At 36.1% G+C, this 19,050-nt stretch carries 21 protein-coding genes and 1 pseudogene; 6 read left to right on the top strand and 16 right to left on the bottom strand.

Features of this window, described 5'->3' with window-relative positions; genetic code table 11:
• The 7 genes from FJ213_07955 to FJ213_07985 all read right to left on the bottom strand — a co-directional run.
• A partial coding sequence (locus tag FJ213_07955; protein ID MBM4176092.1) for a hypothetical protein occupies positions 1-706 on the bottom strand: 706 nt, incomplete at its 3' end.
• 36 nt (positions 707-742) lie between these two features.
• The gene (locus tag FJ213_07960; protein ID MBM4176093.1) at positions 743-1,351 is read right to left on the bottom strand and encodes a DedA family protein; all 609 of its coding nucleotides are present in this window, start codon (positions 1,349-1,351) and stop codon (positions 743-745) included.
• Positions 1,348-1,830 (bottom strand): 2-C-methyl-D-erythritol 2,4-cyclodiphosphate synthase, encoded by a 483-nt coding sequence (locus FJ213_07965; GenBank protein MBM4176094.1) that lies wholly within the window; start codon positions 1,828-1,830, stop codon positions 1,348-1,350. Before FJ213_07965 ends, FJ213_07960 begins: the two co-directional genes overlap by 4 nt.
• Positions 1,831-2,103: an acylphosphatase gene (locus FJ213_07970; GenBank protein MBM4176095.1), complete on the bottom strand. Its 273-nt coding sequence runs from the start codon at positions 2,101-2,103 to the stop codon at positions 1,831-1,833.
• On the bottom strand, positions 2,100-2,579 hold the full coding sequence (locus FJ213_07975) for a hypothetical protein (protein MBM4176096.1): 480 nt from the start codon (positions 2,577-2,579) through the stop codon (positions 2,100-2,102). Before FJ213_07975 ends, FJ213_07970 begins: the two co-directional genes overlap by 4 nt.
• A 19-nt stretch (positions 2,580-2,598) precedes the next feature.
• Positions 2,599-3,513 (bottom strand): DMT family transporter, encoded by a 915-nt coding sequence (locus tag FJ213_07980; GenBank protein MBM4176097.1) that lies wholly within the window; start codon positions 3,511-3,513, stop codon positions 2,599-2,601.
• Between the two features lie 30 nt (positions 3,514-3,543).
• The gene (locus FJ213_07985; protein ID MBM4176098.1) at positions 3,544-4,458 is read right to left on the bottom strand and encodes a GTPase Era; all 915 of its coding nucleotides are present in this window, start codon (positions 4,456-4,458) and stop codon (positions 3,544-3,546) included.
• A 183-nt stretch (positions 4,459-4,641) separates the two neighbouring features.
• Between FJ213_07985 and FJ213_07990 the strand changes: the two genes are divergently transcribed.
• Both FJ213_07990 and FJ213_07995 read left to right on the top strand, forming a co-directional pair.
• The gene (locus FJ213_07990) at positions 4,642-4,860 is read left to right on the top strand and encodes a hypothetical protein (GenBank protein ID MBM4176099.1); all 219 of its coding nucleotides are present in this window, start codon (positions 4,642-4,644) and stop codon (positions 4,858-4,860) included.
• On the top strand, positions 4,850-5,116 hold the full coding sequence (locus tag FJ213_07995; protein MBM4176100.1) for a type II toxin-antitoxin system PemK/MazF family toxin: 267 nt from the start codon (positions 4,850-4,852) through the stop codon (positions 5,114-5,116). The genes FJ213_07990 and FJ213_07995 overlap by 11 nt, the downstream gene beginning before the upstream one ends.
• 259 nt (positions 5,117-5,375) lie before the next feature.
• Here the strand turns inward: FJ213_07995 and FJ213_08000 are convergent, their stop codons facing one another.
• Positions 5,376-7,169 carry a phosphoenolpyruvate carboxykinase (GTP) gene (locus tag FJ213_08000; protein ID MBM4176101.1) on the bottom strand — a complete coding sequence of 598 codons (1,794 nt, stop codon included), beginning with the start codon at positions 7,167-7,169 and terminating at the stop codon, positions 5,376-5,378.
• A gap of 137 nt (positions 7,170-7,306) precedes the next feature.
• Here FJ213_08000 and FJ213_08005 point away from each other — a divergent pair, with 137 nt between their 5' ends.
• A complete protein-coding gene (locus FJ213_08005) occupies positions 7,307-7,945 on the top strand; it encodes a potassium channel family protein (protein ID MBM4176102.1) in 639 nt (212 codons plus the stop codon).
• Between the two features lie 38 nt (positions 7,946-7,983).
• Complete coding sequence (locus tag FJ213_08010) at positions 7,984-8,202, top strand: hypothetical protein (protein MBM4176103.1); 219 nt, start codon at positions 7,984-7,986, stop codon at positions 8,200-8,202.
• 13 nt (positions 8,203-8,215) lie between these two features.
• Here the strand turns inward: FJ213_08010 and FJ213_08015 are convergent, their stop codons facing one another.
• Positions 8,216-8,734, bottom strand: a complete 519-nt coding sequence (locus FJ213_08015; GenBank protein MBM4176104.1) for a zf-HC2 domain-containing protein — start codon at positions 8,732-8,734, stop codon at positions 8,216-8,218.
• A complete protein-coding gene (locus FJ213_08020; GenBank protein ID MBM4176105.1) occupies positions 8,731-9,297 on the bottom strand; it encodes a sigma-70 family RNA polymerase sigma factor in 567 nt (188 codons plus the stop codon). Before FJ213_08020 ends, FJ213_08015 begins: the two co-directional genes overlap by 4 nt.
• A gap of 119 nt (positions 9,298-9,416) precedes the next feature.
• Here FJ213_08020 and FJ213_08025 point away from each other — a divergent pair, with 119 nt between their 5' ends.
• Positions 9,417-9,797 carry a hypothetical protein gene (locus FJ213_08025; GenBank protein ID MBM4176106.1) on the top strand — a complete coding sequence of 127 codons (381 nt, stop codon included), beginning with the start codon at positions 9,417-9,419 and terminating at the stop codon, positions 9,795-9,797.
• 172 nt (positions 9,798-9,969) lie between these two features.
• On the opposite strand, the gene FJ213_08030 is transcribed toward FJ213_08025, so the two are convergent.
• From FJ213_08030 to FJ213_08045, 4 genes are all read right to left on the bottom strand, one after another.
• Positions 9,970-11,064 (bottom strand): DUF362 domain-containing protein, encoded by a 1,095-nt coding sequence (locus FJ213_08030; protein MBM4176107.1) that lies wholly within the window; start codon positions 11,062-11,064, stop codon positions 9,970-9,972.
• A gap of 182 nt (positions 11,065-11,246) precedes the next feature.
• Positions 11,247-11,588 carry a DUF1624 domain-containing protein gene (locus FJ213_08035; protein ID MBM4176108.1) on the bottom strand — a complete coding sequence of 114 codons (342 nt, stop codon included), beginning with the start codon at positions 11,586-11,588 and terminating at the stop codon, positions 11,247-11,249.
• A gap of 5 nt (positions 11,589-11,593) precedes the next feature.
• Positions 11,594-11,884 carry a DUF1624 domain-containing protein gene (locus tag FJ213_08040; protein ID MBM4176109.1) on the bottom strand — a complete coding sequence of 97 codons (291 nt, stop codon included), beginning with the start codon at positions 11,882-11,884 and terminating at the stop codon, positions 11,594-11,596.
• A 208-nt stretch (positions 11,885-12,092) separates the two neighbouring features.
• Complete coding sequence (locus tag FJ213_08045; GenBank protein MBM4176110.1) at positions 12,093-14,804, bottom strand: T9SS type A sorting domain-containing protein; 2,712 nt, start codon at positions 14,802-14,804, stop codon at positions 12,093-12,095.
• A gap of 641 nt (positions 14,805-15,445) precedes the next feature.
• Between FJ213_08045 and FJ213_08050 the strand changes: the two genes are divergently transcribed.
• Positions 15,446-17,245, top strand: a complete 1,800-nt coding sequence (locus FJ213_08050) for a helix-turn-helix domain-containing protein (GenBank protein ID MBM4176111.1) — start codon at positions 15,446-15,448, stop codon at positions 17,243-17,245.
• 49 nt (positions 17,246-17,294) lie between these two features.
• On the opposite strand, the pseudogene FJ213_08055 reads toward FJ213_08050, so the two are convergent.
• Together FJ213_08055 and FJ213_08060 are read right to left on the bottom strand one after the other, a co-directional pair.
• Positions 17,295-17,996, bottom strand: a pseudogene (locus tag FJ213_08055) (DUF362 domain-containing protein).
• 477 nt (positions 17,997-18,473) lie between these two features.
• Positions 18,474-19,049 (bottom strand): GNAT family N-acetyltransferase, encoded by a 576-nt coding sequence (locus FJ213_08060; GenBank protein MBM4176112.1) that lies wholly within the window; start codon positions 19,047-19,049, stop codon positions 18,474-18,476.
• Position 19,050: the final 1 nt, after the last annotated feature.

A 19,050-nucleotide genomic window follows, 5' to 3' on the forward strand; every position in this document is an offset into this window, starting at 1 on the left:
GATCAAAATCGGGCTGGATCATTGCGATCCGCAATTGTTTGCCTGGCGGATCAACATCGTTAATTACAATCTTACCATAAATGAAAAGTATCAATAAAATAATTACAACAATAGCAATCTTGTTCAGTGCAAACCTCAAGCTCATGTATCGATAATTTTTATAAGCAATAAAAATTAATACGTTAAATACTACTATTAGAAATGATAGGCCATAAACACCGATGAACGATGTAATTTGAATTAGGGGAAGGTAATAAGACTGTGTATTTCCAAGTGTGAGCCAGGGAAAAGCAGTTTCTTCGACAGAACGGGAATACTCGATTGCGTTCCACAAAAATGGGAAGAAAAATAAAGCAGCTTTCCCACTAAAATATTTTTTTATGAAAAAATAAATCGAGATTGGCACCCAATAAAAAATTGGATGAATTAGTATGAGTGCAATTGAGCCGAGTTCCATAAATACGTCCGTCTTTGCAGACCAGCCGCCGATCCAATAAATTGTCAGCGCATGGAAAATCACTAATCCAAGATATGAGTATCGTAAAACTTGGTAATAATTTTTCAGTCTATCTAAAAGAATAAGGAGTGGAACAAGTGCAAAATAAGCAAAGAATCCCGTTCGGAATGGGGGAAATGCGAACCATAACAAAAGTCCGAACGAAATTGATAATACCAAGTTTTTAATCAACTCAGAATGTTTTTTCAAATATGTGCTCCAATTACCAAATAAAATTAGTTTGATTCATTTATTACGAAATTTTTTGTAAATATATCTTGCAATGAAAAGAATCACAACTCCGGCAAGAATACTTAATACAAATTTATTGTAAGCTGCGAGATACTCTCCGATGCGGTCGATGTTGTGCCCAACTGCGTATCCAAGATAGATTAAGATCATGTTCCATATTAAAGCACTCGCAGCAGAAAGAATTATAGTCTTCTTCAAGTCGAGCTCGCTCATGCCGGCAAAGAATGATATTATTGCTCTTGTTCCAGCGAGAAATCGATTTACAATAATTAACCGATATCCATACTTTTGGAACCACTTCTCAACAGTGAACACAGCTTTTACTGAAATGAATTTTATTTTCCCTGTTTCTAAAATTTTGTTCCCTGCGAATTTTCCAATATAGTACATCGTAATAAAACCAATAGTACTGCCGCCGACTGCCATGATCAACAACAACGGCAAGGATGCCGGACCAATTGCAGAAACAGAACCAGCAAATGCTACAATAACGTCACTTGGAAATGGTGGAAAAAGGTTTTCAATGTATGCGATGAAGAAAACTAGCAAATACAACCAAATTGGATTTATTGTCGATGCAAAAGCAACAATTTCGTCTATCATAGAGTGATTTCTTCTATTAGTGCAACAGCGAATGCAGCTCCACCTTCTTTACGTCCGATAAAGCCAAGCTTTTCGTTTGTCGTAGCTTTGATTGAAACACAAGATTTATTTATTCCAATTATAGATGAAATATTTTCTCTCATAGTTTCAATATGAGGAAGTAGTTTTGGTTCTTCAAAACAGACTGTGGAATCAATATTATTGATGCGGTAATTCTTGTTTTTTAATAGCTCGCATACATTTTTGAGCAATTTTGTACTTTCAATATTTTTAAACTTTGGATCGGTATTCGGAAAATGTTTACCAATATCTCCCAACGCCGCTGCTCCAAGCAATGCATCGCAAATTGCATGCAGAAGGACATCTGCATCTGAATGTCCCTCCAATCCCTTTGAAGATGGGATTTCAATTCCTCCCAAAAATAATTTTCTGCCAGAGACGAATTTATGGACATCATATCCAAAACCGATTTTAATCATTTACCAGCCTGTTATTTTAAATTCATGAAATTCATTTGTTGAATCTTCCCAAGAAATTTTCAAATCTTTAACGTGAGCTGAACGGGGTCCAACTTTTGCCTCCTGAATTAATGCATTAATGGAACCTTTCTCACCTTCAACAACAATTTCTACCGACCCATCGATAAGATTTTTTGTATATCCCACCAAACCAAGCTGCACAGCGTGTCTATAAATAAAATATCTATAACCGACACCTTGGACCAATCCCGAAACTATAATAACTGCTCTCATCTCGCTTGGGTTGATTCATGAAGGTTCAATAGTTTCCACTCCCCTCCAAACTTAAGAAGTAAAGCCGAAGAACGAATTGGTGCAAAATCCACAATGAATCCATTTTTAAATATAATTTTTTTCTTTGCCGAGAAAATAACTTGTGCCTCGCTCTTTGTTGGTGAGATCCAGATAATCGGTTCCCATATGTTATACTCAAGCGAATCGAATTCAGAAATTTTTTCTGAATAATAATTTAAAATGTTTTCATAAGAGGTGACGGCATTTTTCTGTTCCGGAACAATAAGTGAAGCTTCATTACTTTCAATCCAAAATTCGTCAAATTTTTCGAGTGAACGGGAATTTATAAAATTAGTCCAATACGATAAGAAATTACGCACCTCTTCTTTTTCTACTTCCACACTTGGCGGAGTTTCAGATTTGCAACTTGTCAGAATCAATGACGCAAGCGCTATAAATGTGAAAAATGTTTTCATAGAAATCCTAAACTATGTTTCAGCCTGATTTCATTTTTGCAATTAAATCGTCAAAAATCTCAGAGATTAGAACTCCGAAGATTATCAAAGCTCCTCCGATAATGCCAAAGATACCAATTGTTTCACTTAAAATTAAGTAGGCTAAAATCGAAGCTATCAATGGTTCACAGGTGAAGATTATAGCAGCGCGGGTTGGAGTAGTCAATCTCTGATAACGTGTCTGTAAAAATGTTGTAATGATGGTTGCAAAAATCGTTGTATACAAAATCGTCCAAATTACCTGAGAATTAAGATTAAAAACAACTGATTCAATTTTCGTCCAGTGAAAAATTGTCATGCTGATTACTGCACCAATTGCAGTAAATAAAATTTGAACCCAAACTAAATCACGGTATTCAGTTTTGTTTGAAATCATATCGAGATATACTATGTAACCCGCAAAGTAAAGTGCACAGATCAACGTAAGAAAATCACCAATATTGAAATCTCTTCCGATCGAAAGAAGAAATTTATAAAGAGATCCCTCTGTTGAAGAAAGTGATAGCAATCCAAGGAAAACTAGTACAACTCCAATCACACTTCCTATTTTGGGAGGTTTTCTTTCAACAAATAATTGAAGGATCGGGGTGAATACTACGAAAGTGCCAGTGATTAATGCCGATTTCGTCGCTGAAGTGTACTTGAGTCCGATAGTTTGTACTGTAAATCCCGCAAATAAAAAAAAACCAAGAACCGAGCCCATTTTTACTGTTGGCATGGGAATGTTAAATACTCTTTTTCTATAAATAAAAAATAAAATAATTGCAGCGAGAATGAACCTAATGGAGACAAAAACCATTGGTGAAATTAATTCAAGAACCGGTTTGATAATAACAAATGTTCCTGCCCAAATAACAGTAATTATAAATAAGATAAACTCAGCTTTATATTTCATATATGGTCAGTAAGTTGATATAAAGTCCCATCAATAACCGAAATCTTTCATCATGCGTGGATCGTTCCTCCAATCTTCGCGGACTTTTACTCTTAGTTCTAGAAAGACCTCTCTACCAAGAAACTTTTCAATATCTTTTCTCGCACGCAGCCCAACTTTTTTAAGTGCTTCCCCGCCTTTCCCGATTATAATTTTCTTCTGCGATTCCCTCTCGATGATTATCTCGGCACTGATGTAATCTTTCGAATTTTCTCTCTCTTTATATTCCGCGATAATAACTTCTGTTGAATATGGTATTTCATCACGGTAAAATTCAAATACTTTTTCGCGGATAATTTCGCTTATAAAAAACCGCTCCGGCTCTTGGCTCAAGATATCTGTTGGATAGAACGGTTCATGTACTGGAAGATATTTTTTAATCGTTGCGGTTAATTCACTAACGTTAAATCCTGTAAGAGCAGAAACGGGAATGATCTCATCAAATTGAAATTTTTTGTTTAGCATATCAATTATTTGAAGAAGCTCTTCTTTTTTAATAAGGTCGATTTTGTTGATAACAAGAAATTTAACTTGAGATTTATTAGCAGACTTTAGTAATGGAATTATCGTCTCATCAAAATTTGAAAGGGTTTTTTTATTGGTATCAACTACTGAAATGATGATATCGGCTTCTTTAAGTGCTGAGTCAATTGACTCAACCATTTTTTTTTGAAGAAGGTATTTCGGTTCGACTATGCCTGGAGTGTCGAGAAAGATAATCTGCGAGTCTTCATCGGAATAAATTCCAAGGATTTTTTTCCTTGTCGTTTGCGGTTTTGATGTAGTTATTGAGAGTTTAGTTTTTAAAATGGAGTTCATCAATGTCGATTTACCGACATTTGGGATGCCAAGAATAGATGCGTATCCGCATTTGAAATCTAATGTTTTTATTTCATTACTATACATTTCGTCATCTACAATTTAAGCTAATTAGAAGATTTAAGGAAATTTTTTGAAATGATATTTGGTTCACAGAATTGTGGAGCTTGCCTCAAACAATCCATTGACACTCTGAGGCTTAATGATTTCACTAGTCTTGAATTCTAATTTTTCATTCCCTATTTTAATTACTAGAAAAGGAACAATATTATGGATACAATCCAATTACCATATTCTGAATACGAAGAGATGAAAGAGAAGCTTAAATTGCTTAAAGATTCTCAGTTAGTCGAAAAGGTAAATAAATTAGTTGATCTACTTTATCAGGAAAAATATGGATTATATTTAGGAGATTATACCGAAGATCTCAAAGAAGCATCTATAAATCGAAGTTGGGCGGAAAATAAAAGCAGCTGGGATGAAGTATAATCAGCGAGAAATTGTTCTTGTTCCATTCCCTTATTCTGATTTAAGCAGTACCAAGAAAAGACCAGTTCTCATAATCTCTAACAATCAATACAATCAACAATTCGACGATGCTGTTGTCTGCGTAATAACATCGAATATTTTTAAAGATGAATATTCTATCCCTTTGTTAAACGAAAACTTGGAAGTTGGAGTCCTTCCAGAAAGTTCAATAGTAAAAGTGCATAAACTTTTACAATTGATAAAAAGCAAATTCTAAAGAAATTTAGTGTAGTGAATCCCGATTATTTTAATAAAATAAAAGAAGTTCTCGATAAACTTTTTTCTGATTCAATTTCATAGTCTTTCCAAGTAAACATAATTACTATTATTTAATTGCTGTCACCGACCGGTCGGTGACAGCAGTAAATGATCAAAGGTATTCTTTAAGTGGAGAATAAATTTCACATAAAAAAAATGCCGCTTTGTGAAGCGGCATTGAACAGATTCCAAGACTTTGAAAATTATTTCTTGTTAATTCACTTGAATCTTTTCTCTAAATCATTCAACTCGTCATTGAGTTCTTTGGGAAGTGTTTCGCCAAATATTTTGTAATATTCGCGAACACGTTCAACTTCTTTTGAACCAGCATCTTTATCTATCTTAAAGAGTTCTTCAAGTGTATTTTCAGTTATATCAAGACCAGTAACATCAATCGCACCTTTAGCTGGAATATTTCCGAGCGGAGATTCCACATAGTTCTTCTTCCCCTCAATTCTCTCGAAAATCCATTTTAGGACGCGCATGTTTTCACCGTAACCTGGCCAGAGGAATTTACCTTCGGGGCTTTTTCTGAACCAATTGACATTATAAATTTTCGGAAGTTTATCTGCGGATGCACTCTTTCCAATTTTCAACCAATGTGCAAAGTAATCTCCCATATTATAACCGCAGAATGGAAGCATTGCAAATGGATCGTTACGCAATTGTCCAACCTGATGCGCGGCGGCTGCAGTCGTCTCGCTTGAAACAGTAGAACCCATAAATGTTCCGTGCTGCCAATTGAATGCTTCGTAAACGAGCGGAATGAACGAAGCTCTTCGTCCACCAAAGATTATTGCTGAAATCGGAACCCCTATTGGATTTTCCCAGTCAGCATCCATAACCGGACATTGCATTGCAGGCGCAGTAAATCTTGAATTTGGGTGGGACGATGGATAATCTTTATCCGGTGACCAATCTTTTCCTTTCCAATCGATTAGATGAGCAGGTTTATCTTCCGTCATTCCTTCCCACCAAATATCTCCATCATCGGTTAAAGCAGTATTAGTGAAAAGTGAATTTGAATTTAAAGACAAGAGCGCGTTGGGATTAGAATCCATAGAAGTTCCTGGTGCTACTCCGAAGAAACCAAATTCCGGATTGATTGCATAAAGTCTTCCATCAGGTCCAAATTTCATCCAAGAAATATCATCGCCGACACATTCAACTTTCCAACCAGGCAGAGAAGGTTTTAACATCGCAAGATTCGTCTTACCGCAAGCAGATGGAAACGCTGCTGCAAAGTACATCTTCTTTCCTTCGGGTGAAGTGATCCCAACGATAAGCATGTGTTCAGCAAGCCATCCTTCTTCTCTCGCCATTACGGAAGCAATTCTCAATGAGAAACATTTTTTTCCGAGGAGTGCATTTCCGCCATAGCCGCTTCCGTAAGACCAAATAGATCTTTCTTCCGGGAAATGGACAATATATTTTGTCTCGTTGCACGGCCAGGAAACATCACTTTTTCCGCCATCAAGTGGATAACCCACAGAATGTAAGCATGGCACAAAAGCACCATCTTTGAGCACATCAAGAACTGCTTTTCCCATTCGGGTCATGATCTTCATATTGATCACAACATAAGGTGAATCGGTCAGCTGAATTCCAATCTGCGAAATTTTTGAACCAAGCGGGCCCATCGAAAATGGAATAACGTACATGGTTCGACCGACCATTGAACCAGAAAAGAGACCATTTAAAGTTTTTTTCATTTCGTCGGGAGCCATCCAATTGTTGGTCGGTCCTGCATCTTCTTTTCTTTTTGAACAGATATATGTGCGATCTTCAACTCTTGCAACATCTTTTGGATCGGAACGGAAAAGATAGCTGTTTGGCCGTTTGGCATCGTTTAACTTAATTCCTGTACCTGCCTTGATAAGCAGTTGAATCATTTGATTAAATTCTTCATCAGAGCCATCGCACCAATGAATTTTTTCTGGCTTGCATAGTGCCGCCATTTCATCTACCCACTGCACGAGTTTTTTGTTTTGAGCCATAATACTCCTCTTAATTGAATTTTTGGATGCTTCAGTTCATTAATTTGTTATAAAGTAAGAAATTTTTATGAGGGGTTCAAATTCTCTTAAAATGTTTTTTGAATTTTCTCAATTAAATCTTAAAATATTTCCAATAGAATAAAGATTGCTATATGTACAGTAAAACTGCTCGACAAATTAAAGTTGGACTTTCGATACTTGTATCGACAATCCTATTTGGTTCGATTGGATATATGATCATCGAAAATTGGAGTTTCTTTGATTCATTATTTATGACAATCATCACGATTACGACAACTGGTTTTAGAGAAGTAAATCCACTATCCGATTTCGGTCGAGCTTTTACGATATTGATTATCGTACTGGGATTCGGTTCGCTTGCTTATATTGGCGGCAAGATGGGAAGATATATCTGCGATGAACTTGTTGAAGAGAATGCCAAATTCGTTGTGATCGAAAATGATCAAGAAAAAATTGACAAGCTGATTGAATTGGGATATTTATTCGTAAACGGAGATGCAACACACGATCAAGATCTTCAAACGGCAGGTGTGCAGAGAGCGAAAGGACTCGTCGCGGTTTTAGTTAACGACGCTGAAAATGTTCTCGCAACTCTTTCAGCAAAAGTTTTAAATCCAAATATTTATGTAGTTGCACGCGCGGTTGAGGAAGAAACTGAATCAAAGTTAATAAAAGCAGGTGCTAATCGTGTTGTAAAGCCATACGAAATAGGCGGAACGAGAATGGCAGAATTGCTATTACGACCAGGTGTAGTTGAATTTATGATATAGTATCGAGAGAGCGGGAGATCGATTTAAAAATCGAAGAGATGCAAGTATCTGAAAAATCTTCCTTAGTCGGAAAGTCGCTCGCCGAACTTCCCATTAGAAAAGAATTGAACATAATTATCGTGTCAATCTACAAGAAAGATGGAAAAATAATTTTTAATCCAATTTCTTCGACAGTTATAGAAAGTAAAGATAAATTATTTGCACTCGGTGAAAAAGGAAGCTTACAAAAACTTCTTACACTTAGTTCCGGTTTATAAATTTTTTAAGGCATCAATCTCTTTTATAACTGATTCTTGAAAGAATAAACTCAAGAATTCCAAGTAGAATTATACTCCCAAACAAGTATAGATAGGTAGGATCACTCAAAAACTTAACGATAACCATTGAGTTTTTAACGCTGGTTTCCCATGTATTTATAATTTCTTTGAGGAAGACATCAAAAGAATATGTCCCGCTTAAATTTTGTGGTGACTGAAGGTAATAAATTATTATTGTCGACAAAGTAAAAATCGAAAATACTGTAAAAAGTATAAAAGGAAAATTAACAAAACTGAAAACTCTTCTTTTCTTATGCAGGAGATTTAATTCTGCTAAAACTCTGTGGGTAAAATTAGAAGTCAATTGAGGCGATTTACTTTCCATCATTTCTCGCAGAACCGCACCATTTAATTTCAACATGTGAGTGCATGCTTCACAATCGCTCAAATGCTGACGAATATTTTCAAGTTCTTCATTCGAGAGTTTATCTTCCAAATAATTCCATAATTCATATTCGTTTAAGTGTTTCATATCAACTCCTTAACATAATTATTTTTTAGTACAATATCCCTCAAGAGCTTCCTTGCTCTAAATAGATCGACTTTAACTGATGAAAGTGAATTCCCTGTTAAATCGCTTATCTCCTCATAGCTGAGTTCATTTATATAAAACAGTGTGATTATAGTGGAATATTTTTCTGGCAGCTTAAGAATAATTTTACCAAGAAAAACATTCAAGTCACGTGATTCTATGTTTTTATATTCAGAAACATTACTCTCCATTTCTTCAATTATTGTGCTATCATCGTTAAGATTTTGGCGTTTGCTTCGGATGAATGTTAAAGCCGTGTTATAAACAATTCTATAGAACCAAGTGGAAAACTTTGATTCAAACTTAAATTGCCCAAGAGAATTATACGTTTTAATAAATGCTTCTTGAAGAATATCCTCTGCCTCGAATTGATCTTTAATGATTCTGTAGGCAAGCGTAAATCCTTTATCTTTATAACGGTCAATCAAAATGCTGTACTCGGAATCATTCCCTTGCAAAATTCTTCTGACTATATCTTCATCTTTCTTTATATAGTTTTGCATCGATCTTTTGACTCAAACAGACTCGAAAATGTTACAATCCAATTTAATTTTTTTCTAAAAATTATGTAACCCTATTTAGCAATTAGGAGTCTAAATAACAAAAAGAAAGGAACAAGAAAATGGAAGGAATTTTAGCTTTACTTATCCCATTCGCAGTTATTCTCATGGTCGGAATAGTCGTATTGTATCCACTCTACACAAAACATAGAATTCAACAGTCATTGATAGAAAAAGATATGCTCAACGAAGGTTTAAAATTCCTTTTCGAAGAATCGAGCAAACCGCCAACCGTCAGGCAAAAATTACGCTACTTGAGATGGGGAATTGTTACATTATCTGTTGGAATTGGAATATTCTTCGGTTCAATATTTGAACAGACTTATCAAAGAGATGAATTTATGGCAATTCCAATTATTGTTTGTGTAGGACTTGGATTGATAATTTACTTCGGCATTGAAAAGAAAGAAGAAGAAAAAGCAGAATCAAAAAAACAAGTGTGATCTGTTAAAAATATTTAATTTCGTTTTAGTTGGTGTCTTTGTGTCTTAGCGGCAATAGTCTGAAATTCGTTGATAACGATTTCGAAACTGCCACAAAGACACTATGGCACTAAGAATTCACAGTCTTAAAAATAAATTCAAGTATTTAAGTTAGCTCTGAAAAAATAGTTTGCTATTCCCCGCCTTCGTACTGTTTGAAAAGTTTTCCCCATTCGGTCGTTTTTAGCCAATTTTGAAACACTCTTTTGTCCTTTATGGGCCAGCGGTAATAATCGTGATAAGCTTCAGAACCAAATATGAATAGATTTACGAGCGGTGTTCGAAAGAAAAAGTTTTGAATAACTTTCAATGGACTGAACCACAACAAATCGCCGGCACGGCTAGCGAGATTATCGCCGACCTGAAATTTCCAGTTCTCATTTGAAATATCTTCACCGACAATTTCGATATCTCGTGGATCACCCACTCCGAGCTTTCTGTCATGAGCAATTTTTATATACTCGATTGTTAAAGGATCGAATCCCATCATTTTTGCAGCGACTGAATCAATTGCGACCTGATCTGCACTCGCAAGTATGATATTTTTTATAACAGGAAACATTGTTCGCGGTCCAGGTCCATTGCCCGCAGTTGTCCCGTCCATCACGGCAAATATTCCCGAATGAATTTCTTTTTGAATTTGCAGAAGATCGACCAAAGTTTTATGAATCCATGAGTGAGTGTAATGTCTTTTCGTATTTAATAAACCGCCAAAAGCATTTTTCATTGCACCGGTGGTTGTTGTGTAAATGTGACATTTCACTGTCGGAAGATGAACTATATTTTTCCCCAGAAAATAATCCGGGATAGTAATGCCTTCCGGATAAATATGATTTAGTACAAGCATTTCTCCTTTAGGTTTATAAGGGATCCATTTCATATCCTCATCTTTGAAATTGAAGAGAACTGGAATATTATATTTCTTAAAAATTGGAACGTACTTGTTTAAATCTTCACCCTTAAAAGCATCAGTAACTACGGTTTTATTTTGAACACAAACTTGATCGTTGAATCCAAATTTCTTTAATGCGAGAATTGTTCCTTCCAGCTGCCATGGAGTTGTATTTGCACCCGGAAATGGAAAATGCCAGGATATATTATCTTTTAAGATTGTAGACGAAGATTTTGAGAGATGATTTTCTATCCCGGCTAATTCTAATAATCGCTCATAATCATGAAGTATTGTTTCAGGTTTTGTCTTAAGCACTGCAACTTTTGATTTGGTCATTCTTTCTTTCTGATATCAATTACACATTTAATTTTCAATTCAAATCTAAAAAAAGCACTGACTTGCTGCAAGCCAATATTATAATAGACAATTATTAACCTAAGTTGACCGCTTGAGATAAAAAGTTAAAAATTATTTAATTTTGGTAGACAAAATAACAAGTTTTTTGGAAACAAAAATGTTTAAGCTTCAAAGGATTCCCTTGCAATTCGAGTTTTTGCTAATAGAATTCCAATTGCTGAACCTAATAATAAATAAGCTCCCCACGGAAAAAGCGGAAACAAAGAACCTGTTTTAGTAGAAATCCATGATGAAATTAATAGAGGAAAGAATGATTCCCAGCTAATCATAGAAACAATCGGATTCAACACAGTAAATGATAGTGCAGTTAAAACTAATACCTCAGTATTATTAATATTAAATCTGCGAGCAATCGATTCAATTATTAAAAGGATAAAAAGACATATTCCAATTAATTGTAAAATATCTATTGCAAGAAATAACTGAAGCAATGCATCGTTTATATGTCCTAAATGAAATGGACTGAAGTTGGCGACTTCATCAAGTAACCGATGAAAATTAAAAGTATTGCCCGCTTTATTGTCTTAATTGAAATTTGTTTGAATTTATCATCAGTCTCGGCGCGTGAAAATCTCAATCCGTAAATAAAACCTGAACAAAATAAAAAGAATGGTGCAGTTAACCCGCGAAAGAAGAGCCACGAACCAAATCCTACTGAATGAGGCATTTTCAAATGGAAATCAAGAAAGACATCAACAGAGTGACCTTGAATCATACTGAAGATTGCAACGAATCTCATAAGATCAATAAATATTACTCTGTTGCTTTTACTCTGAATTTGATTTAACAAGCAATCTTAGAACTAATGGTGACTTGAATTGACTAATGAATCATAAAAATGAAAAATTCCATAATCCAATTAAATTAAATGGTCTGTTTGCTTACAGCGAATTGAAAGGTATAAAATGGAAAGAGCTGAAGTTAATCAGCTCTTATTAATTTCAATATTATTTTACAAGAAGCATTTTCTTTATGAGACGGACTCCATCTGACTGCAATACTGTAAAGTATAATCCGCTTGGAAGATTCTTTCCGCTAAACGTTTCTTGATATATTCCTTCTTCCTTTAACTCATCCACGAGTGTTGCAACTTTTTCTCCAAGTAAATTATATACCGATAGATTTACTCTTGAAAGATTTGGCAGTTCATACCTTATGTTTGTTTCCGGATTAAACGGATTTGGGAAATTCTTTACTGATAATACTTCCGGTTTTCTTCCTATCGATATTTTTACAGCATCGCTGTAATCGTAGCTTCCATCCAAATCGATTTGTTTTAGTCTGTATGAATATTCTCCATACAATACAGTCTTATCTATGTATGAATATTCTTTTGGTGAATTACTGTTTCCACTTCCACTTACAAATCCTATCTTCTCCCATCCTCTATCTACTGGCTTCTGACTTCTCACTTCTGATTTGCTTCTTTCAACTTCCCACCCATAATTCTGTATTTCTGTTGCCGTTTGCCATTTTAGCTGAACATTATCCTTAATAAAGATAGCTTTAAAATTTACCAACTCTACCGGCAGGGCCCTTGTTGTAAAAAGAGCAAAGTATGGCTGCAAATTACCTCCAATTGTTGTAAAATTTCCTCCAGCATAAATATCACTCCCGCTGATAGCGATTGTATAGACTGTATTATCTGCATTAGGATTCCAGGTTCCATCTGCATTTCCATTTGTGTCGTTTAATTTGGCAATGCTGTTTCTAGTTTGTCCTCCAATTGTTGTAAAAAATCCCCCTACATAAATATCACTACCGCCGATTGCGATTGTCCTGACTGCATAGACTACAAAACTATTCGCATTAGGATTCCATGTGCCATCTGCATTTCCATTTGCGTTGTTTAATTTGGCAATTTTATTTCTCGACTGTCCTCCAATTGTTATAAACAATCCCCCCGCATAGATATCACTACCACTTATAGCGATTGTATAGACTATACTATTTGCATTTGGATTCCATGTTCCATCTGCATTTCCATTTGTGTTGTTTAATTTGGCAATGTGGTTTCTCGTATCTATTCCAATTGTTGTAAACTGTCCTCCAGTATAAATATCACTGCCGCTGATAGCGATTGTAAAGACCCAATCATTTGCATTTGGATTCCAGGTTTCATCTGCATTTCCATTTGTGTTGTTTAATTTGGCAATGTAGTTTCTTGGCTGTCCTCCAATTGTTGTAAAAGTACCCCCCGCATAAATATCACTGCCGCTGATTGCTATTGCATAGACTGAATTATTCGCATTAGGATTCCATGTCCCATCTGCATTTCCATTTGTGTTGTTTAATTTAGCAAGGTAGTTTCTCGTCTGTCCTCCAATTGTTGTAAAATCCCCCCCCGCATAGATATCACTGCCGCTGATCGCGATTGTCCAGACTGAATTATTCGCATTAGGGTTCCATGTTCCATCTGCATTTCCATTTGTGTTGTTTAATTTGGCAATGTAGTTTCTCGTCTGTCCTCCAATTGTTGTAAAATATCCCCCCGCATAGATATCACTGCCGCTGATAGCGATTGTCCAGACTGCACTATTCGCATTAGGATTCCATGTGACATTTGCAGTTCCAGTTGTGTTGTTTAATTTGGCAATGTTGTTTCTAGTTTGTCCTCCAATTGATGTAAAATATCCCCCCGCATAAATATCACTGCCGCTGATAGCGATTGTCCAGACTGCACTATTCGCATTAGGATTCCATGTGCCATCTGCATTTCCATTTGTGTTGTTTAATTTTGCAATTCTATTTCTCGACTCTCCTCCAATTGTTGTAAATTCCCCCCCCGCATAAATCTCACTGCCGCTGATTGCGATTGTCCAGACTGCACTATTCGTATTAGGATTCCATGTGCCATCTGCACTTCCATTTGTGTTGTTTAATTTTGCAATTCTAATTCTCGTTTGTCCTCCAATTGATGTAAAATATCCCCCCGCATAGATATCACTGCCGCTGATAGCGATTGTCCAGACTGTACTATTTGCATTAGGATTCCATGTTGCATCTGCATTTCCATTTGTGTTGTTTAATTTTGCAATGTAGTTTCTCGACTGTCCTCCAATTGTTGTAAACTGTCCTCCAGTATAAATATCACTGCCGCTGATAGCGATTGTATTGACTGCACTATTTGCATTAGGATTCCATGTTCCATCTGCATTTCCATTTGTGTTGTTTAATTTTGCAATATAGTTTCTCGACTCTCCTCCAATTGATGTAAAATATCCCCCCGCATAAATATCACTGCCGCTGATAGCGATTGTCCAGACTGTACTATTTGCATTAGGATTCCATGTTGCATCCACACTTCCATCTGAATTTATATGGGCAAGTCTATTTCTTGTGTAAGAACCAACTTTTGTAAAATTTCCGCCAATATACCATCCACCACTGCCATCCGGAATTGAAGTATAAATTATATTATCTACCTTTGGGAAATTTAGATTTGGTGAATGGTCTGTTGTTGTTAGTTTTGCTCCATAGCCAGTGTTAGGTACGACATAAGTAAAATTTCCTCCTATATAAGTGTAATCTCCGTCTACTGCAATAGCATAAACAGCTCCATTAGTTACCCACATATAAGGATCGGGTGTAGATGTTTGGGCGTATAATGAAACCTGTAAAGATAAAATTGAGATGAAAAATACTATACAATTTTTCATAGCGCGTTCTTTTAATTAATTTTGAAAATAAGACGTTAAGATTTCAATCAATTAAAATATTTTATCCGCAGCAGTATAATTAAACCCGCTGCGCCTCTTATTTATGTTCAGCCGGGCAATCCAATAATGTAAATAATAAAAACGAATAGAACGATCAGATAGATAATCAATAAAGCATTTTCTAAAGTTGAATATTCTCTGATATTTTCGGCAGAGAAGAGGCTCTTTATTTTATTGATGATAGCGTTCATTCAGTTTAATTACTATTTTCAAAACAATTATAATTGTTCTGTTGTCTAGATTTGTACTTTTGTTGAGTGGATTTATACTTTTAATCAACATTTTCCGTTTTAGCCGGGAGGTTCTTTATATGAGACAAAAAACAAGGAATATGAGCGAAAAACGAAACTTCGCAAGTCTCAAAACGCTACACAAATTTGTACTGAATTATATATTCGTACATCGCCTCTATTCAGGATGAATAATTGATAGGCGCATTAGTGATTCATACAGACGCCGGGCGATCATCTGGTTATTTGGCGCATAAATGGGGGGATTTTTATCTGCCATAGCTTAAGGGAAAAACCCTGATCTTAAAGAAACCATATTGATTTCGACACCAGAATATTCCTAATTTTGTAATGAATGTAAGTACATTAATGAAAACATCCCGCATGATATTGTTAAGAGAAATAATTTTATTTTTTCCTCTATTTTTTCTGATAACTTCCGCATCTTTTTGCCAATCTCAATATGAAAACCTCCTTAAAAAATTCCAGGCAGCCCCGGTTTCGGAACAGAAGGAGATTTTCGAAAAAATAATTCTTGGCTTATTTGACAGCGACACTACGATATCCAGAGGGGAGACCGAAAGATTGCTGAAAGTTACCAAAAAAATGAACGACCAATATTACTACATCCGCACGTTTCTCTTTTATGCGGGATTTGCGCGAAGCATATCACAGAGGAACAATTATATCACCGGGTATAAGCTTGCATCCGATTTTGGCGATAAGATGCTGATGGCAGACGCCATGAGCGGTCTTAGTAATTATTACTATCAAAATATGCAGTATGATTCGGCAGCCATCTGCATTCTTCAAGCCAGAGAACTTTATAAAGAAAATAATACTTCGGAAAGGGAGGCGGCGGTAATTCATCAGATTGGAAACCTGTTTTTTTCGGCGGAATTGTACGACAGAGCGGAAATATACTTTAAGGAGGTTATGCGAATAAAAGGACATCCGTTCCAATGGTTTAACTGGCGTAAGTTTGTGATGACGAATAATCTCGGATTAATTGAAAAGGCAAGAAAAAATTACGACAAGGCAATCTTTTATTTCGATGATGCATTACAAGAACTTATCGCCTCCAACAAAGATGCTTTTAATGTTTCAGACACCATAAGAATGGTCTACTCTTATGTAAGCCTTGCTTCTTTATATATTTTAAAACGCGACTATAAAAACGCAGAAGCATGTTTGAATAGAGGATTTACTTTAGAATCGAGGCGCCTACGCCCCCAAAACATGACTCCATTATTCTTTACCAAAGGGGAGTTTCATTATTATCAATCTGAGTTTGATTCTTCCTTGTACTATTTTAAAAAGGCAGAAGAGACGAATGAACTTTTCGGCAGTATCGAGCTTGCGGAAAAAATCAGCGGGCACACCGCTTTAGCGTACAGTAAAAAAGATGACTACAGAAACGCATGGAAAGCGGAAGTTATTCATAAGCAGATACAGGATTCTCTTCAATCGAAAAAGAAATTATATGCGGGTCTGCAGTTTATTTCTGATGACCTGCTTAATAAAAATAAAAATATGTTATCCGAAATAGAAGCGCGGCAAAAGTTTATGTTAGCGGCAATCTTACTGCTGGCTATTTCGGCATTAACTATTTTCATATTCTATATTAGATTAAAAAAAGTGCAGCGAAGTTTGGACGGCAAAAATATAGAGTTAAAAGAAGTTCAGAAGGAGGCAGAAAACAGCGCACAGCCTGCAGAAGCCGATGAAAATAATAAACCGGAGCAGAGCCCAGAATTATCTAATTCCGCCGTCAGTGAATCAGAATTATTGAAGATAAAATGGTTTATCGCATTTCTGGAAGAGGAGATGAATTTAAGACATTATTACACGGAAAAGGATATCACATTGGATATTCTTGCCGATCGGCTTAATGTAAATAGATCTTTTTTGTCTAAAGCGATCAACCAAACCTATAATCTCCACTTCAACGCATACATAAATAATTTAAGGATCAAGCGCGCGATATTAATGCTGTCGAATCCCGAAGAGAAAAAAAAATACACCCTCGAAGGAATTGCCGCTAAAGTCGGCTTTCATAATCGCGGAACTTTTAACCTCGCATTTAAACAATATACCGGGACAACCGCTACTGCTTCTGTAAGGGAATTGCAAGCTAAGACGACAGTGTAAGCGAGATAAGACTCGCACCCTCATTTCGATACGTCCGAATGGCTTCGGACTACTCAATGACTCTCGAGTCGTCATCACGAGCGGAGCGAAGTGATCTGCGTCCATTGCCCGCAGTTGTCCCGTCCATCACGGCAAATATTCCCGAATGAATTTCTTTTTGAATTTGCAGAAGATCGACCAAAGTTTTATGAATCCATGAGTGAGTGTAATGTCTTTTCGTATTTAATAAACCGCCAAAAGCATTTTTCATTGCACCGGTAGTAGTTGTGTAAATGTGACATTTTACAGTTGGGAGATGAATGATGTTTTTGCCAAGAAAATAATCCGGTATCGTAATTCCCTCAGGATAAATATGATTCAAAACGAGCATCTTGCCTTCTGGCTCAAAACGAATCCATTTCATATCCTCATCTTTGAAATTGAAGAGGACGGGAATGTTATACCTCTTGAAAATCGGGACGTACTTGTTTAAGTCCTCACCCTTGAAAGCATCCGTAACGACGGTCTTGTTTTGAATACAAACTTGCTCGTTGAATCCAAATTTCTTTAATGCGAGAATTGTTCCTTCCAGCTGCCATGGAGTTGTATTTGCACCCGGAAATGGAAAATGCCAGGATATATTATTCTTTAGAATTGTTGTTGCCGATTTATCTTAAAAATTTTCGAACTCTGCTAATTTCAGCAATCGTTCATAATTTTGTTAAACGGATTCCGGTTTAGTTCTTAATACTGAGACTTTTGATTTTTGCATTGCTACTTTTTCTTTTTATTTAAATATAAAAATAATTTATCAGTCGAAAAAATCACATTTACGATCCGTCAGCTTACGTACGATTGACGAATTACGATTTACGATAGAAGATTTACGATTTATATACAATTTAATCGTACTTCGTAATTCGTACTTCGTACTTCTTAAATACGATTTATGATTGACAATTTACGATATTCCGAGTTCCGCACTCCACATTTTATCTCCTTGGACATTCCGAATTCTACATTCCGCACTCCGAACTCCGCATTCCGCATTTGATTTTCACTTTCCATTCCGTCCCGCAAGAGACGTGGACAAAAAGTCTCCTTTCATATTTCTTCTCCTTGAATTTGATTCAATTTCTGTGCATGGATTCTTGGTACCAGGGCTCTCGTCAACGTCTCAAGCGGGATTTCGCTCCGCTCAACATTCCGCACACTTCGACAAGCTCAGTGCATCGCTCCGCAGTCCGCATTAAATATACTTTCTCATAATCGGTCTTGTTGGTGAATGGCGTGCAATTTCGTTGAATCCTGCTTTTCGAAATGCAGAAGCAATACCTGTCCAAGCGAAAACATCAGCAGTTTTTCCATTTATCGGTTCGATGGGATAACCTTCAAGAATTTTACCCCCGGATTTTCTTACATAATCAATCGTAGCTTTCAATAATTCGATAGTGATTCCTTTTTTTCGAAATGGTTTTTCAACGAAAAAGCAAACTACCGACCAGACTTTTTGTTCATCAATTCTTTTGAGAACACGTGAACTTTCGAGAAAAGGATATTTCTCACGTGGAGATATTGCACACCATCCAACAGGCTCGTCATTGAAATACGCAAGAATTCCAGGCTTTTCATTATTAAGAACAATTTTCTTAAATGCGTTTTTGTTTTTGATACCTTTCTGCTTTTCAAAATCTTTTCTTGAAAGTTTCCACCACATACACCAGCATCCTCCGCAAGCACCTCGTTTGCCGAATAATTTTTCGAGATCTTTCCACCGTGAAGGTGTGAGTACTTTGAATTTTAGTCTCAGTGATTCCACCGGCATT

Source organism: Ignavibacteria bacterium (assembly GCA_016873845.1).
Classification (GTDB): domain Bacteria; phylum Bacteroidota; class Ignavibacteria; order Ch128b; family Ch128b; genus JAHJVF01.